We start from the raw sequence: 14,553 nt of genomic DNA on the forward strand, positions 1-14,553 counted from the left end.
ATGGAACTACAAATCACAAATCTCTCTAAAACCTATCCCAATGATGTGCAGGCGCTTAAGGATGTAACACTGACTATTCCCAGGGGAATGTTTGGTCTGCTGGGCCCTAACGGGGCTGGCAAGTCTACACTGATGCGCATCCTGGCCACGCTGCAGGAGCCGGATAGAGGCAGCGTTCAACTGGGCGATCTGGATGTGCTCAGTCAGAAGGACGAGGTGCGACAGACGCTGGGCTACCTGCCGCAGGAGTTTGGTGTGTACCCCAAGTCGAGCGCAGAGGAGCTGCTCGATTATTTTGCCATACTGAAGGGTATAACGGAGCGGAGCGCGCGCAAACAGGTGGTAGAGGCACTACTTCGTAAAACGAATCTATGGGAGGTGCGCAAGCAGAAGCTGGGCGGCTACTCGGGTGGCATGCGGCAGCGCTTTGGTGTGGCAGTAGCCCTGCTGGGCAATCCGAAGCTGCTGATAGTAGACGAACCGACGGCCGGCCTCGACCCGGCTGAGCGTGTACGTTTCCTGAACCTGCTGAGCGAGCTTGGTGAGAACAGTGTGGTTATCTTGTCTACGCACATCGTGGAAGATGTAAGTGAGTTGTGCACCAACATGGCCATTATCGACAAGGGAGAAATACTGCTGGAAGCGCAACCGCTGCTGGCTGTTGAAGCGCTGAAAGGCAGAATATGGCGAAAGATTATCGAGAAGCATACGCTGCCTTACCTGGAGCAGGAGCACCAGGTTATTTCCACCAAGCTGCTGAGCGGGCGCACCATGGTGCACATCTATAGCCAGGAAGAGCCCGGCCATGGTTTTGAATTGGTGGAGCCCGACCTGGAAGACGTTTATTTCAGCACCATGGCAGGGTACTACAGCGTCAGCCAACTGAAGAAAGAGGCTGTGTCATGAAATTCTGGACAATCTTTCGATTTGAATTTAACTACCAAGTTCACCGTCCCTGGCCCTGGCTCTTCGTCGTCGTCCTGATCGTACTCAATTTCCTGATGACAAGGGACGGCTCCCTCTCTGATGTGCTTTACGCCGAATTCTTTCTCAACTCCCCGTTTTCTGTGGCGAAAACCACCGTATTCGGCAGCCTGATCTGGCTTGTGATAGCCGCGGCCATAGCCGGAGATGCGGGAGCCCGGGACGTGGCAACGGGCATGCATCCGCTCACCTACACCACCCCCGTCAGCAAAGCCGATTACCTGGGGGGGCTTTTCCTTGCCGCCCTTGTGCTCAATGCTCTTATCCTGCTGGCAGTGCAGGTGGGCATCCTGCTGGGCGTTTACCTGCCAGGCGTGGATGCCGCCCTGATTGGGCCTTTCCGTCCGGCTGCGTTTCTTACAGCCTACGCTATCATCGCGCTTCCGAATGCCTTTGCCGCTACCGCCATTCAGTTCTCGCTTGCAGCGAAAAGTGGCCGTGCCATGGCCGGTTATTTCGGAAGCTTTCTCATTGTCTTCATGGGCTTCTTCGTTGCTGCGCTCCTGCTCTATAACAGGAGTATGGGTACACTGCTTGATCCAATCGGAGTCCGCTTTATTGTTGAAGATATAGCGCATTTATGGACAACGGTCGAAAAAAACTGGCGGCTGCTCAGGATGGAGGACATTGTGCTCAGCAACCGTCTCCTGTGGCTCAGTGTCGGGCTGCTGTCATTTGCAGTCACTTACCTGAGCTTTCGTTTCGCCCACCGTACTGCAGGTGCCTGGTGGTGGCGCAGAACGCAGCGGCCCGACGACGCACCGATGCCCAAAGGCATTGCTGTACCGGCGAGCACCTCCATCTCCGTTCCGCATCTGGCGCGCAGCTTCGGCTTTGCCACGCATGCGCGCCAGATGCTGGCCTTTGCGTGGGCATCTTTCCGAATGATTGCGATAAGTTGGGGCGGACTTGCCCTGCTGGTATTCATCCCGCTCCTGACTATTCCGGTGGTGCTCGACCAAATGGAATCCAGGGGAGTTCCGCTGATCCCCACAACTGTACAAGTCATCAGAGAATTGACAGGTTCGCTGGCGGATGAACTAAGCCGTTGGGTCATCATCCCTTTCCTCATTGTTTTTTTTGCCGGCGAACTGGTGTGGCGTGAACGGGACGCCAGGATGGGCGAGATAACCGACGCAATGCCAGGTTCGGATTGGGCCCCTTTCCTCGGCAAGTTCCTGGGACTCGGCGGCGTGCTTGTGGTGTTCCTGGCACTTCAGACCATGGCCGGTATGCTTGCCCAGACTATACTGGGTTATCAGGAATTTGAGATTGGCCTGTACCTGAAAATCATGTTTGGGCTTCAGCTAACGGATTACCTCCTTTTCGCGCTGCTCGCTTTGGTGGTGCATGTGCTGGCGGACCAGAAGTACGTTGGTCACCTGGTGGCGATCATTGCCTTCGTTTTCATTGCTATGTCCTCTTTGTTCGGAATTGAGCACAACCTGCTCATCTACGGCGCCGGTCCGGTGTGGTCCTATACCGACATGCGTGGCTTTGGCCCTTCCCTCGAACCCTGGCTGTGGTTTAAACTCTATTGGGCCGCCTGGGCCCTACTGCTCGCAGTGGCAGCGCGGTTGCTTTGGATGCGCGGCAGGGAGCGCAGTATGCGGGTGCGGTTTCAACTGGCGCGGCAGCGCTTCAAGAGTGCCACAATCTGGACTGCCGCGGCGGCCGTGGGGCTTATCCTCACGCTGGGGGGATACATCTTCTACAACACGAACATACGGAATGAGTACCTTACCGCTTCTGAAATGAAGGAGCGGCAGGCTGAGTACGAGCGGCGCTACGGACGCTTCGCGGATAGCCCGCAACCGCGGCTTTCGGCGACCAGGATGCATGTGGAGATCTATCCTAATCGGCGGGAAGTGGGGATCCGCGGTACCTATACTCTCGTGAATGGTAGCGCCGCGGCAATTGACTCCATCCACCTGGCCACCAACCCAAAAGTCGAGACCGGAGCCGTAACGTTCAGTCGGCCTGCTGCCCGCGTGGTTGCTGATGAGCAACTTTATTACCAGATTTACGCGCTGAAGAAACCGCTCCAGCCCGGCGACTCGTTGCAACTCATCTTTCAGGTGCACAAGAAGCCGCAGGGCTTCCGCGAAAGCGGAGTAGACGCCTCGGTAGTGGGAAACGGCACCTCCTTCACGAACGCATGGCTACCCGCCATTGGCTATCAGCAGAGTCGCGAGCTCATTAGCGCCAGCGACAGGCGGGAGCACAATCTTAGCCCGCGGCCGCTGATTGCCTCCCTCTATGATGAGAAAGCACAATTGAAAAGGGGCGGGGGGAGGACTTCTTTTGATGCGGTTATCAGTACCGATGCGGACCAGATTGCCATTGCGCCGGGAGAACTGCGCCGGACATGGACAGAAGGCGGTCGCCGGTACTTTCACTATTCCACCAATGCCCCCGGGCATGATTATGCCTTCTTTTCCGCTGACTACGCGGTACATGAAGCAATATGGAAGGCCCCTTCGGCTGACGCTGCGCAGGAAGTCACCATCCGAATTTTCCATCACCCGGAACATACGGCGCAACTGGACCGCATAGTTCGGAGCATCCGGGCCTCACTGGGCTACTACACCACGCAGTTTGGTCCGTACAGGGCAGACTATTTAAACTTCATTGAACGTCCTGGTAACGGGACGGGCATGCACGCAGAAGCTCGCCTGATCACGTACGCGGAAGGGTTCTCGAACTTGATGCCGAAGGACGATCCGGAGAGCCTGGATGTCCCGTCCGTGGTAGTGGCACACGAGATGGCCCACCAGTGGACTGTGCCCTATGCAAACGTGGAGGGTGCCCCGGTGATGTCGGAGAGCATTGCCTGGTATTACGCCATGAAACTGTTCGAGCACGACAGGGGCCCTGAGCAATTTCAGAAGCTTCTGAGCTGGATGCGCGAGCCTTATCGACGGGAGATCCGGCGGGGTGAGCCTTTGCTGCGGGGCCTCGACCCATACATGTCTTACCGCAAGGGACCCTTCGCACTCTATACCATGAGCGAGTACATCGGAGAGGCTCAGGTAAACGGGGCGCTCCTGCGCCTGCTGCAGAAGCATCGGCAAAAGGATGCTCTCCTGGCAACAACGCTCGATCTGTATGGCGAACTGAATGCGGTGACGCCTGACTCGCTGCAGTACCTGCTGCATGATCTGTTTGAGGTGAACATGTATTGGGCGCTGGAGACGAAAGCGGCCACGGCAAAGCAAACCAAAGAAGGCAACTGGCAGGTGACACTGACGGTGCAGGCAGGTAAGGAGGTGGTAAATGAAGCAGGTGTGGCGACGGAGGTGCCGATGGATGACTGGGTGGAAATAGGCATCCTGGAACAGAGTAGGAAGGGTGAGGAGTCACTCTACCTGCGGAAGCACCACATCCGTTCCGGCGAACAGGCAATTACCCTTACCGTGCCCCGCAAACCCGCCCGTGCCGTCATTGATCCGAATAATTTGCTGATTGATATGAAAGAAGAAAATAACATAAAGGAGGTAACGCAATGAAGTTCCTGGCCATCTTTCGCTATGAGATAAGCTATCAGCTACGCCATTTCTCGACATGGCTTCTGTTCTCTGCGTTTTTTCTGTTCGGTTTTGGTGTTCTGAGACTAGTCACGCTATCCGACGGTACTCACCTGAATGCGCCGGCCACAATCGCTTTCTTTACTGTATTCGGCAGCGCCATATGGGTAGTGATTGGCGGGGTAATTGCCGGCGATGCTGCGACCCGGGATGTGCAGACGCGCATGCACCCGCTGACCTACACCGTTCCTGTGAGAAAGGGTAGTTATCTGGGCGCTCGCTTTCTCTCTGCCTTAGCACTGAATGCGTGGATGCTGCTCCTCCTTTATGCCGGATTCCTTTTCGCGTATTATGGTCCCGGAGCAAAGACGGAGTTTCTTGGCCCTTTCCGCCTTGCCGCTTTTTTAACCAATTATGGCTTCCTTGTGATACCTACGGTCATCGCCACTACGGCCATTCAGTTTGCTTTCGCTACATTAAGTGGTCGGGCTATTGCCAGCTACATCGCCAGTGTCCTTATTATCATTTTTTCCCAGTTCGGCGGTACCACGGTGCGGTTCATGCTGGAGTGGAAGGTGATTGGAAGCCTGATGGACCTCCTCGGTACCAGCATTGTGGCGGAGATGGAGGGCTGGACACCCATCGAACAGAATACGCGGCTGATCCTGCTCGAGGGCACCTGGCTCTGGAACCGCATCACGTGGCTTGGCATAGCGGCGGCGGCGTTTGCATTTACTTACTTCCGGTTTAACTTAGCCCACGTTACAAATGGCAGAAGGTGGCATCTTTTCAGGCGCCGGGCAGCTTCCATTCAGTCAGTGGGGCAGGCTTTACCAAACACATTGTCTGCGCGCGGTATAGATACCAGCCTGATCACGCTTCCTTTTATCAGGCGCGATTTTGCATTTGCCACCTATGCGCGGCAGGCACTTGCCATTGCAGGTAAATCGTACTGGTCCATTGCCACAAGCCGGGGAGGACTTACGCTTGTAGCCGTTTTAGCTGCAGGCACAGGGCTGTTCGCAACCGAATACATGGAGTTTTACGGCGTCCCGCTTCTTGCCCGCACTCAGGAGGTTTTAAGAGTGCTAACGCCACCCCTGAGCAGCTTCAGAACCCAGTGGATCATCATTCCCTTACTTACCCTCTTCTATGCAGGTGAACTTGTCTGGCGCGAACGCGATACAGGGTTACATGAGCTTACCGACACCTCCCCGGTGCCCGAAGCGGTTATGTTCCTCAGTAAATTTCTGGGGCTCGCCCTTATCATCACCACCTGGGTGGCCCTCCTGATGGGAGCCGGCATCATCAATCAGCTCGTTATGGAGTATCATCATTTCGAGTTCGGCGTTTACATAAAGGCGCTTTTCAGATTTCAGCTGACGAACTACCTTCTTTTTGCTTTGCTCGTTTTCGTGATACATGTGCTGGTGAATCAAAAATACATCGGACATATAGTGGCAGTGTGCGCCTATGGCTTCATCATGTTTGCCCAGATGCTTGGTGTTGAGCATAAGCTGCTTATTTACGCATCAGATCTGGGTTGGTCTTACAGTGACATGAGCGGCTTCGGGTCATCTGTCACACCCTGGCTTTGGTTTAAGTTTTACTGGGCATCGTGGGCATTTCTCCTGGCGGTAGTGGCGACGCTGTTCTGGGTGCGAAGCAAGGAAGGGGGCTTCACGCTAAGGCTTCGCCAGGCACAGCACCGCTTCGCCCGGCACAAAGTGGCTTTGTTTACAGCCCTTGCACTTGTTGCCGTATCCGGTGGTTTTATTTTCTACAATACCAACGTGCTGAATGCCTATATAACTGCCACAGACCGGATGGAGATGCGCGCGGAGTATGAGCGCCGCTACGGGCAGTACGAGCGCGCAACGCAACCGGTATTGGCACGCACCAGCCTGCACGTTGAAATATATCCTGATGAGGGAGCAGCTGACATACAGGGCACGTACCACTTGGTGAACCGCAGCAAAGTCGCCATCGACTCCATCCATCTTTCTACAATTCCGCAGGTCGGTGTCAAAGCGGTTTCATTTGACCGGGCGGCTAATCCGGTCGTGCTGGATGAAGTGCTCGATTACCGGATCTATGCGCTGAAAAACCGGTTGGAGCCTGGAGACTCGATACAAATGAATTTTGAAGTAAACATCAAACCGAATGGTTTCAGCAACTGGGGTGTGGATGCTTCCGTCGTTGTGAATGGATCCCATATTGACGGTGGCGACTGGATGCCTGTTATAGGATACGAGGAGAATCGCCGTCTGCGCATGGCGGTTGATCGGGCAAATCACAGGCTTCCTCCGCGTCCGGAGAGACCATCTCTCTATGATGTTGCTGCGCGTTATGATGCGCGTCATGCTGAGCCGATGGACTTTGAAGCTGTAATAGGCACAAGCAGGGACCAGGTTGCTGTTGCGCCGGGCGCGCTGCAGCGCAGTTGGACGAAAGGAGACCGCCAGTATTTCCAATATGCTACCAATGCACCGATTAGCAATGAATATGCCTTTTTCTCTGCGAGGTACGCGGTGCGTGAGGCTCAGTGGATGCCTCAGGTATCGGGATCAGAGCAAATTTCTGAAAAATCCATTCAAGGATCAGAAAACCCGGTAAAACCTGTTACCATTCAAATCTTTTATCATCCCGCCCATAACAACAACGTGGAGCGCATGGTGAAAAGCGCACAAGCTTCGCTGGAGTATTACACACAGGAGTTCGGACCCTATCCCTACAGTCATTTCCGGGTGCTGGAGCGGCCGGGGGCCGGCCGCGGCATGCATGCCGAGTCCATGACAATTGATTACCAGGAAGGTTATGCGCTGATGAATCCTAAGCCGGATGGCCTCGACCTTCCTTACCACATCATGGCACACGAAGTGGCGCACCAGTGGTGGGGCTTCCGGCTTGCTCCCGCTGCGGTGGAAGGTTCGGGATTGCTTGTCGAAAGTTTCGCGACCTATTCTGCCATGCAAGTGGTGGAGGAGACACTGGGCTACGAGCATTTGCTCCTGTATTTAGCACAGATGCGGCAGGAGTACGAGGTTCCACTTTCGAGTGCAATGCCGCCCTTGCTACGGGCCAACAACAGGTTCATGAACTACCGAAAGGGACCTTTCGCGCTTTTCGCGTTGCGGCATTACATAGGAAAGGACAGGGTGAACGATGCTCTCAGGCAAATGCTGGACGGCTATACACTAAGCCCTCCGCTGCCAACCACGCTCGATTTTTATCGGGAGCTACAGGCAGTGACACCGGACTCGCTACACTACCTGGTGCATGATCTCTTTGCGGCAAATACCTTTTGGGAGCTTGAGACAGAGCAGGCTACAGCGGAGCAGATGGAAGATGGCACATGGAAGGTAACACTAGAGGTCCAGGCACGCAAGCTGACGGTTGACAGCATAGGCATAGAAACGAACATACCCATGTACGACTGGGTGGAAGTAGGCATTTTTGCCCCTTGGCAGAAGGGGGAGCAATCGGGTAAGCCGCTCTACCTGCAGAAGCATCGCATCCGCGGGGACAAGCAAACCATTACCGTGACGGTTCCTGGAAAGCCTGCCCGTGCCGGTATCGATCCGTACTACCTCCTGATTGACCTGAATTTATACAATAATACCAAGAAGGTGAACATGGAGGGTGTGGAGGAGGAGCCGTTCAGATTAATAGATTAATTAAAATAGTGAGCAGTCATGAAAGGGGCTACAAGGGCATTGTTGGAATAGCCTTTGTAGCCCCTTTCCATATTAAAAGTAATTCAAATATATATTCACGGATTGCAGCTTGTGGAAGTGCCGCACAATCCGCTAGTGCATGTATGTATAAAAAACAATATGAATGAGGTTTATATCAGAAAAGGAAGGACTATAGTCGCATCATATGTAGCTTCACCAGGCGGCTTGGAGAACAGAAAACTATAGCATAAAATAAAAATTACCTTTACATTACCATAGTCAGCGCCTGTAAGAAGGTAGCAACTGTTGTCAACTTGTTTACCAGCCGCACCACATACATCCTGCCATTATTCGCACTGCCTGAATGTTTAGGCGCGTAAGAGTAAGAGTATAGCTGGGTCAGAAAGGGGCTATCAGTTAACAAAAGGATATGAAAGAGCATTTTACCATAGAGCTGCTTGGGGACGGAATGGTGGATATCGCTGCAGACCAAACCATTTTAGAGGCTTCGCTGGCTGCTGGTATTCCGCATTACCATGCCTGTGGAGGGAAGGGAAGGTGTTCTACCTGCAGAATCCTTGTGCATGAAGGAGCCAGCCATCTCTCGGCTTACTCAGAACAAGAGATCAAGCTGCGAAAGAAAATCCCTATGCCAACCAATGTGCGCCTGGCTTGCCAGACCTATGTACGGGGTGAGAACGTGAAGGTGCACCGCATGATTCGGGACGAAACCGATATACGGCTGTACATTAGCGAAGATAGCCTGGCTGATACTGCGCAAACAGGTGAAGAAAAGACCCTGGCCTTGTTTTTTCTGGACATCCGCAACTTCACTCCCTTCGTAGAAAAGTACCTTCCCTTCGATGTTATCCACATCATGCGCCGGCTGTTTGCTCTTTTCAGGCATGTTATTGAAAGCAACGATGGGCGTATTATAGAAACTGCAGGCGATGGCTTTTATGCAGTGTTTGGTTTTAGTACAGGCGTTGGAGCAGCGGCACAAAAGGCCGTTGAAGCAGGACAGCAGATTCTGAATGAGATCCACAGCTTCAACGAGATTTACATGTATAAGCACTTTCGCCACCGCTTTCAGGTGGGCATTGGTATACACACCGGTAAAGTGATTACAGGTAACATAGGTATTGGCATCAATAATAATATTACTGTAACTGGACTGCCTGTAAATGTGGCCGCACGCTTGCAGGCCGCTACAAAAGAGCTCAACAACAGCTTCCTGATATCTGAAGTAGTAATGGATAAGCTCAAAGAAAAGCCCGATGTACAGCCCATAGAAATAAGCCTGAAGGGGCTGAAGAACACCGTTACAGTTTATCCTATCGGGCAGGCGTACAGCTAGCACTGTCTTTGTTTTGCCTGAAGCAGCCTGCTAAAAAATTATTTTGCTGGAGGTGGGGCCCTTTCTGCAGGCAAGGTATCTGGGGCCGGGGTGTGTACCGGTCGGTGTACGGGTTTCCTGATTTTGAGCAAAAGCTCCATCAACAGGAGGGTATACAGGTAAGACATCTGAGCCCCGGCACCTAGGCAAGGGGTCTAAAAGATAGTCGCATTTGACCATATATCACTGGTTTTCTGCGGATGTCGCTGCATGCTTCTGGTACAATGGCTTCTTTTGCCTGAATACGGCCGCCAGTTTTGAGAATGCGGTGTTGTATGAACACACTCCCTGTTGCTACCACCATTTCAAATGCCCACAGGCAGGAAAAAGAAAAGGGTAGCCACTGACTACCCCATCATCCGGACAAACAATCTAAACATGAATTAGCAGCTTTGATTAAAGTTGCTAGCCATACCCAAAGGTAATACAATATACTTTCGCTTTAACAGAATAATTCAATAATATTTTCGATAATCCTATTAAATACTTTTTATAATGCAACTATATGGCTTTCCTCATGGCTTTGTAGGCCGCATAGTCTTCTGCATCCATGTGCTGGCGTATATACTCTTCTAATCCGACGTCGTTTTTCTCCATCACATACCTTGTAAAGGAAGGGGCTGACTTGCATACTCCGAACCCCAACTGGCGCATAGCCAGTCGCATGTCATCCGGTAGGCCCTCCAGCCACTCGTAATAATCCTGCAGACTGGGAATAAATTCTGTGGAACGCAGGTGGTAGCGGTAGGTGATGTTGCCATAAGTAAACATCAGCGCATGGAAGCGCCTGTCTTCAGGCGGGCAGGAGTCCAGAAACTCCTCCTGGTTTTTTCTGTATTTCTCGTCCGGGTGCTTTACCTTGATCATTTCCCAACCTCTCTTTTACCTATGCTGGTGCTGTAGCCGATGTAGCGACAGCAGGTGGCTATTCTAATACTCAATAACTTCGTTATCTCTCACTTTGTTCCGAATTTAAATTGTATTTTGGCGGACTTGGTTATTTTGTAGCATCCTATTAAGAACCCGCTGGCTAGCCAGTCACAATGAATAAAAGGAATACATATACTTGGACAGGAATCACTCTAAGTCTATCTCGGCTCTACATACTGACTATAGCTTTTTAGAAAGACTACAGCGGCTAAAGAAGGAGGAGATAAAGGAGGTGCCACTTGGTTACTGTACGCTTTTCCTTTTGCCCCTAGATAAGACTTTCATTAGGTTCTATGACAGGCTTGAGAAAAAGAACAGACAAACAATAAATAACTTAAACCAACAAGAAAATGCCAGTATCAAGAAATAGAAAAAGGAGAACAACCTTAAACCTAATGCACCTCGGCCTATGTGTATCCTTAAACTGTTTATGTTGCACACGAATTTATGCAGAAACTGCGGAGGGGTAAGAGATGACTTTGCTTTTGATGAATTACCAGATACAGAACAAGTACATTGGAAGGAGCCAGAAGTTATAGATTTTATCGAATTCTTTCTATATTGTTCAAGTTGTGAAGAATATTCAGCAATCATAGATATAGAAGAGTTTTAAATTAAAAGGCCAGACAATATTGTCTGGCCTTTTAATTTGAAATATCTCAGTTTAAAAGGATTTCCTCAATCACTGTGAAAATCTTCTCAAATTCTGAAAATGAAAAACTTTCAAATCCTGAATGATTATTTAATATTTTATCAGCGAAAGCATTCTTTGAATGAGCTATACTGCTGCCACTGCTGTCTTTAATTTTATCAATGTCCTTAGCATAAACTTTTTTGTCTTTTTCTTCTTCCTGTTTTGGCTGCTCTAGAATTCTTATTGAAGATTGAGTTTTCTTTGTTGTTGCACTCTTGATCATAACCTCTTCAATTTCATTTGAAAAAAAGAGTCTCCTTTGAGTTACAGGATCAACAGTTGTTATTTCACTATCGGTATAATAGAATTCTATAGAAATATTGTTGAAAAAATTTCTGTGAGATGGAACAGGAATACAGAAAGAATAAACAGAGTGTCCCCAGTTCTTGTAATTGCGCCCATTGATACCGCTCATTTGCTTGACAATAGAATCACTATCTCTGTCAAAAATGCAAATCACTTTTCTGCTTTGAGGTATTTTTGAGTACTGCTCACATAAAGCTTGCAAATGAGAATCTCCCATATGAATTTCATCACTATATTCTAGAAAATCGAAATCAAGATTCGTGAACTTTCCCTGAGCCTGAAGTTTCCTTAGGGCGGCTTTTAAGTGCTTCCAATCAGTCTTTCCTTCAGTTATGATAATTGGCTTAGTAAGAGTTTCTAAGCGAGCATTAACTGTCTTAAATGTATTTTGTAAACTATTGAACTCATCTATGAATAGTTGATAAGCAAATTGCATTTCTTCAAATTCATCTACTTTTATTTTATTGCCATAAGGAAGGCTTATAAGACTATATCTATCTTTATATTTCTCTTCCATTCCCAATAAGAAAAAGGGAGAATGAGTAGTGATAAAGAATTGTACTTTTGGAAATCGAGTAATAAGTTCTGGTAGTATGCTTTTCTGAAACTCGATATGTAAATGGAGATCTATTTCATCTATAATTACAATCCCAGTAAGGTCATCAAGGCTAGTGGGGCTAATTCCTAAATCATCATATTCTTTTAGTAGGGATGCAAACAAAGCTAAAAGCATTACCTCACCAGATGATAAATGTGAAAAAGTTGGAGAGACAACAATTTCAGGTTTGCCTTTTTCTTGAATATGGATTGAGATTGATCTATTAGCTTTAGCTCCAAAACCTAATCTAGCACTAAGTATATCGGGGTATTTGCTTTTATAAATAATGAGTAGAATCTGATTTATTAGATTTAAAATAGTGTTGTTCTTTCCTATGTAACCAGAGAATTGACTTAAGGTATATGGCATATACTGTGCATTTCCATTGTTTTCAACCTTTAGATAAGTATTTCTATTGTGGATTTGCTTCTCATAGATTTCGCGATCAAGTAAACAATCTAATAACCAGGTTTCTATTTCTAGAAGTACATTATGCTTAATTATGTTTTTATTGGATTGATCTATAAAATTTTCATTGAAAGAAAAACCAATCTCTGTCTTTTTATTTAGCCAAGCTGGGTGATCGTATCTACTGTGTGGAAAGAATAAAAATAGATTTTTATTGAAAACATTTAATATGTCGTCGTTTGATGGAATAGAGGCTTTATAAAATCCAGTTTTTTGAAACCTCATGTCACCCAAGTTAAGGCCATCGAGACTAATATTAGGATACTTTTGTTGAAAATCAGAAAAGCTTATATGGCGCATTACGTCAGTAAACTTTGCTGAATTCTCATTTGCCTTGTTATTTATGTTTACATATGAAAAGTCTTGCTCGTATCTAATATATTGCATACTGCCTATTTTTAAATACTTATTATCTTCAACTTCTTTAAGTTGATTATATTTCTTTCTTTTTAATTCAATTATACCATCTAGTATGTTGCCTAATAGTAAAGTTTTGCCAGTTCCATTTTTGCCTATTAATATTACCGGTAAGGGATTTCCGTTTGCATCAAATTGTGGTTCTAACTCAATATTAGATATTGGACCATAATTTTGAATTTGTATTTTGTCAACGTACATGAGATAGCTTTGATTTTATTAATGATAAATCAAGTTATTTAAATTCTGTCTTAGAGAGAAGGAGATATATTAATTCCGTCCCCTGAAAATAAAAACCCCCTGTAAATACTTGATTTACAGGGGGTTTAAATATATATTGTACCCGGAGCCGGAGTCGAACCGGCACGAGTGTAACCTCATTGGTGTTTGAGACCAACGCGTCTACCAATTCCGCCATCCGGGCGTGTTTCCTTTTCAGGAACGTGCTGCAAACTTAGATAATGTTTCCTGAATTCGCAACAGATATTTTTTCTTCAAATAGTAGGTTTTTATCTGCTGCAGGGCCTCTTCTTTGGTAACTCCATGAAGCTCAGGGTATCGCTGCAACACAGGCAGAACATCGTTATCCAGCTGCGCCACCACACCGCTGGTTTTCTCGCCAATCTCATGAAACTTGTCTGCATCAAAGTCAAACTCCAGCTCCATCAGTTCCTCGTTTATGTCCATCATCTCCATCAGGAAATCAGAAGGAATTTCGTTTTTACCTTCTTCCAGCAGGCCATGCTCCTTTAGGATGTACTGCATGCGCAGATCAGGATTTGAGAGGGTGCGGTAGGCATTGGTGTACTGGGTGGAGAGCTGCAGAATCTCCTGCTGTTTCTCCTGCGGTTCGTTCGCGTAAAAATCAGGATGGTACTCGCGGCTCAGTTTATAATAGGTGTTCTTCAGCGCCTTCTCGTCGAGCATAAAGCTTTCAGGTAAATTATATAATTCGAAGTAAGTCATTTAGCAAGTGTAATTTAATATGTATCAGCCATTGCTATAAAAGCAGTGGCTACCTAGCAAAGGTACAGCAAAAGGGAGAGGAATGTTTAAGAGAGTGGTATAAAGGCGTCCAGTGCTCCTGCCGAAAACAGGCAAATGTGATCTGTCAAATCTTTACCGGCACATGCGACCACGCCTGCGGTTTCTCTGCAAAAAGGGCTTTGGTAGCGGGCCATACCTGGCCGAACAGATGAGAGTCGCGGTACTTGTTCAGGTGTTCTTCCGACACCCAGAGGCTGTAGGTGCTGTACACGTTAGGGTTCTTCACGTCCTGCAGCAGCTCTACATGGTTGCAGCCTTCAAAAGCACGTATCTTCTCTTTCGAGCTCCGGAAAATATCCAGAAATGCCTCCGTGTTCTCCGGTTTAAACGTCATCCTGACAATGCGAACGATCATGGCTTTAATTTTGAATACTTGAATTTTGGGCTGTGGTCTAGAATGTATGATGTTGGAATAAGTATGGCAGCAAGGGTGTTAGTTGAAAGTTATGTGCGAGATAACTATCCAGGTAAACTGCCCCTACTGCCACAGTATGAAGGTAGTCAAAAAC

The 14,553-nt window shown here is 48.4% G+C and carries 8 protein-coding genes and 1 tRNA gene; 4 read left to right on the plus strand and 5 right to left on the minus strand.

Annotated elements, in window-relative coordinates; translation table 11 throughout:
* The 4 genes from ACFS7Z_RS24850 to ACFS7Z_RS24865 all read left to right on the plus strand — a co-directional run bounded on the left by ACFS7Z_RS24850 (position 1) and on the right by ACFS7Z_RS24865 (position 9,545).
* On the plus strand, positions 1-906 hold the full coding sequence (locus ACFS7Z_RS24850; protein ID WP_377491294.1) for an ABC transporter ATP-binding protein: 906 nt from the start codon (positions 1-3) through the stop codon (positions 904-906).
* A complete protein-coding gene (locus tag ACFS7Z_RS24855) occupies positions 903-4,493 on the plus strand; it encodes an ABC transporter permease/M1 family aminopeptidase (RefSeq protein WP_377491297.1) in 3,591 nt (1,196 codons plus the stop codon). Before ACFS7Z_RS24850 ends, ACFS7Z_RS24855 begins: the two co-directional genes overlap by 4 nt.
* Positions 4,490-8,188, plus strand: coding sequence for an ABC transporter permease/M1 family aminopeptidase (locus ACFS7Z_RS24860; protein ID WP_377491300.1), 3,699 nt, complete (start codon positions 4,490-4,492; stop codon positions 8,186-8,188). The genes ACFS7Z_RS24855 and ACFS7Z_RS24860 overlap by 4 nt, the downstream gene beginning before the upstream one ends.
* 430 nt (positions 8,189-8,618) lie before the next feature.
* Entirely contained in the window at positions 8,619-9,545 is a 927-nt protein-coding gene (locus ACFS7Z_RS24865) for an adenylate/guanylate cyclase domain-containing protein (protein WP_377491303.1), read from the plus strand.
* A gap of 540 nt (positions 9,546-10,085) precedes the next feature.
* Here ACFS7Z_RS24865 and ACFS7Z_RS24870 read toward each other — a convergent pair.
* From ACFS7Z_RS24870 to ACFS7Z_RS24890, 5 genes are all read right to left on the minus strand, one after another.
* Positions 10,086-10,451 carry a hypothetical protein gene (locus tag ACFS7Z_RS24870; RefSeq protein ID WP_377491306.1) on the minus strand — a complete coding sequence of 122 codons (366 nt, stop codon included), beginning with the start codon at positions 10,449-10,451 and terminating at the stop codon, positions 10,086-10,088.
* Between the two features lie 722 nt (positions 10,452-11,173).
* Complete coding sequence (locus ACFS7Z_RS24875) at positions 11,174-13,198, minus strand: AAA family ATPase (RefSeq protein ID WP_377491309.1); 2,025 nt, start codon at positions 13,196-13,198, stop codon at positions 11,174-11,176.
* Between the two features lie 139 nt (positions 13,199-13,337).
* Positions 13,338-13,421 (minus strand) — tRNA-Leu (locus tag ACFS7Z_RS24880).
* Positions 13,422-13,432: 11 nt separating this feature from the next.
* Complete coding sequence (gene hscB / locus ACFS7Z_RS24885; RefSeq protein ID WP_377491312.1) at positions 13,433-13,963, minus strand: Fe-S protein assembly co-chaperone HscB; 531 nt, start codon at positions 13,961-13,963, stop codon at positions 13,433-13,435.
* A gap of 145 nt (positions 13,964-14,108) precedes the next feature.
* Entirely contained in the window at positions 14,109-14,399 is a 291-nt protein-coding gene (locus ACFS7Z_RS24890) for a putative quinol monooxygenase (protein ID WP_377491315.1), read from the minus strand.
* Positions 14,400-14,553 lie beyond the last annotated feature (154 nt).

This window comes from Pontibacter toksunensis, assembly GCF_042686245.1.
Lineage (GTDB): Bacteria > Bacteroidota > Bacteroidia > Cytophagales > Hymenobacteraceae > Pontibacter > Pontibacter toksunensis.